We start from the raw sequence: 3222 nt of genomic DNA, 5'->3' as shown, positions 1-3222 counted from the left end.
TGCCCCGGGCCCGCCCCCTTGCGCACGCGTGGTGTGTGCACGTCGTTGGTTGAGACTGCTGTGTCCGGGTACCGGCCCCTCGCGTGCGGGCGGTGTGCGTCGCCGCCGCTTACACGGGGCGGCTTGAACGTACCGGCCCCTCGCGTGCGGGCGGTGTAGGCGGGTGTCGGGTGCCTGGGGTTCACCCCTCGCGTGCGCGCGGCACGTGAAGCACATCGTCGCGACGGCCTGCGCAGCCGGGTTCACCCCTCGCATGTGCGCGGCACGTCCTAGCTCGATCCCACGGAAGCGCCGCCCGCTTGTCTATGTGTTCGCTTTCTGTCGTGGGCTTCGCGGCGCCTGTGTCCGCGCTGTCGGCATTGCGCCGCCCGTTCCTGTAGGATGAGGCAGGTCTGGAGGGCTGTCTGAGTGGCCGAAAGAGACGGTCTTGAAAACCGTTGTGTCAGCAATGGCACCGGGGGTTCGAATCCCTCGCCCTCCGCCGAGCCGACCGCCTCTTGGGCGCTTGCGGCGGGTGCGGTTCGCGCTCGCGGCGAAAATAGCCTAGAGTAGTCGGCACTGGAGACGTCGCATAGTCCGGTCGAGTGCGCCTCCCTGCTAAGGAGGTAGGGGTGCATAGCCCCTCGCGGGTTCAAATCCCGCCGTCTCCGCTCCCAGCCCCGGGATTCCACTGGAATCCCGGGGCTTCGTGCGTGCCCGTGCCGCCTGCGCGTGTCCGGGCGCCCGGGTCCGTCCGCGTTTGTGGGGTTAAGGGACAAAACGTGTTGGTTGTGTGGCGACTTATCGGCTTGCTGGTAAGGAAAAGTCTGTGTTGAAGGCGGTTGGTTCATCGAGGGGCGTGAATGCCTCCACGTGCCTGATGTGCGGGCGAACAATTGGCCGGGTACGGACACTCAGTGTCAGGGGCGCAGTTCGCCGAGGCTCGCTAATTGCCCGCGCTCCTCACCGCGCACGTGGGCCCGCTAATGCGAGCGTGGGCCCGATGACATGCACGTGGGCAGCGCCGCCCACGCGCATGTCCAGAGGTTTACGTGCACACCAAGAGGCTGACATGCAGGTTCAGGGGCCTACGTGCGAACAACACACCATGTCGGAGACAGTTTTGCCCAAAACGTAGACCACCTCGCCCACGAGACCCCATTGTCGGCGTTTGTCGCCGAGGTGGTCTGCACTTTGGGCGCCACGCCGCCCCAAACCGCGACCTCACCACCCCGAACCTCGACCTCACCGCCACCAAACGGGGGGAATTGCACCAATAGAGCCACGACACGCCGGCGACACGCCGTGGTGAGGCTTCTAGTGGTGCAAAACCCCCCATCGTCAAAGATGCGACGCTCTCCGGAAGGGTCAGAGAGCGCGGGCGAGCGCGGGCGCGGCCTGCTTTCCAATGAAACCGCCACCAAACGGGGGAATTGCGCTGTGAGAGGCGCACGGTCGAGCTCGGCCCACGTCGAGGGCGCCACCAAACGGGGGGAATTGCACCAATAGAGCCACGACACGCCGGCGACACGCCGTGGTGAGGCTTCTAATGGTGCAAAACCCCCATCATTACCCCTGGCGTCATGCTCCCCAACTGCTGCAGGACTGTCCGGCCAGGCGCTGGCTCAATGCGCTGGCCGGTCACCTCCAGTCCAAGGCCATCCAGGCGCGTGAACGCGCTCAAATCAGGATGATCAAAGGTGGAATAAGGCGTGTCGCGGTCTTTCAGATGGACGGTGTAGGAATCTCCATCATCGAAAGACCTCAACCCCTACACAATCGCGATACGCCGAACCCCGCCCAACACCCCAACACCTCCTACACCCTCACATGCGAAGAGCCGGTGATGTGCCTGCCTGGGTCCTGCGGCGCCCTCTTTCCGTGCGAGGCTGGGCAACATCGGCAAGCCTGCGTTCCATCGGCGGGCCGCCACCAGTCCACCGGCAGGGCGCCAGTCCCTGGGCGGGCTGTCACCAGTCCACCGGCAGGGCGCCAGTCCCTGGGCGGGCCGTCACCAGTCCCCCGGCAGGGCGCCAGTCCCTGGGCGGGCCGCCACCAGGCCGTCAGTAGATCGTCACGTAGGTCCCCGATGGGATCGTGTCGTGCAGCCACTTGGCGTCCTCGTAGCGCAGGCGCACGCACCCGTGGGAGACGTGGCCGCCGAGTGTCCCGTCTTTCACCGTGTAGCTTCCCTCGTAGTAGAGGACGGAGTGGAAGAGGTAGTCGCCGTAGAACTGGGTCCACCAGTACGCCGTGTACCCGTGCCCGAAAGAGGAGCCTCGGTTCTTGATGGTGAAGGTGCCGGTGGCCGTGGGGGTCGATGCCTTGCCGACGGAGCACGGCATGTCCGTGAGCGGCTGCCAGGTGCCCTCCGCCCAGTAGAAGGTCATGCAGTGCGGGGCGCCGGTGTCCACGACGACCAGGTAGTTGGTGGGGCTGTAGAGGGTCTTCGCGTAGTTCCAGTCGGCTTCGAAGTCGGCGCGGCCAGACACCCAGAAGCCCTTCCAGCGGTCGAAGTAGTTCCATGCGCCGCCGACTGCGGCCCAGCCGGTGGCCATGGCGCCGCCGGCGTTCGGGTTCAGGTAGTACCAGCTCGATCCCTCCTGAATCCACCCGGTGCCCATCGCGCCCGAGGGGTGCAGGTAGTACCAGGTGCCGGAGTCGTTGAGCCACCCGGTGCGCATGGCGCCGCTGCCGTCCGCGTAATACCAGGATCCGTCGGCGATGAACCATCCGGTGGCCATGGCGCCGCTGCCCGTCAGGTAGTACCAGGCTCCCTCACGCACCCAGGTCGAGGACTTCATCGCCCCGGAGGCGTCCATGTAGTACCAGGTGTTGTTGTCCTTGGCCCAGCCGGTGGCCATGGCGCCGCCTCGCGTGGGGTCGAGGTAGTACCAGGCGCCCCCGGAGAGGCGCCATCCGGTGGCCATGGAGCCGTCGCCGTCGAGGTAGTACCAGGCGGCGCCGTCGTGGTACCAGCCGGTGCGCACGCCGTCTTCGGTGGAGGCGTACCAGGTGCCCTCTGGGCTGCGGTACCAGCCCACCGGCACGTATCCGTCGTCGGTGAAGGCGTATCGCGTGGCTCCCACCGCGTGGACGCCGCCCTTGAGCCAGGTGCCGTCGGAGAACTCGTAGCGCCATCCGGCCGCCTGGCGTACCCAGTGGCCGGTGACGGGCGGCGCAGGCTCGGTTGGGGTGGCGCTCGGCTCGGGAGTCGGGGTGGGGGAGGGCGTGGCGGGTGCG

General features: G+C 66.9%; 1 protein-coding gene and 2 tRNA genes. 2 read left to right on the top strand and 1 reads right to left on the bottom strand.

Annotated features, from left to right (window positions below; translation table 11 throughout):
* Window positions 1–394: 394 nt before the first annotated feature.
* Window positions 395–481 (top strand) — tRNA-Ser (locus HMPREF1138_RS06670).
* 79 nt (window positions 482–560) lie between these two features.
* Window positions 561–650 (top strand) — tRNA-Ser (locus HMPREF1138_RS06665).
* Window positions 651–2042: 1392 nt separating this feature from the next.
* Here the strand turns inward: HMPREF1138_RS06665 and HMPREF1138_RS11570 are convergent.
* On the bottom strand, window positions 2043–3222 hold a 1180-nt coding region (locus HMPREF1138_RS11570; RefSeq protein WP_009057907.1), incomplete at its 5' end, for a L,D-transpeptidase family protein.

This window comes from Actinomyces sp. ICM58, from assembly GCF_000283035.1.
In the GTDB taxonomy this organism is placed as follows: Bacteria; Actinomycetota; Actinomycetes; order Actinomycetales; family Actinomycetaceae; genus Pauljensenia.
This window is presented reverse-complemented; position numbering and strand designations above follow the sequence as displayed.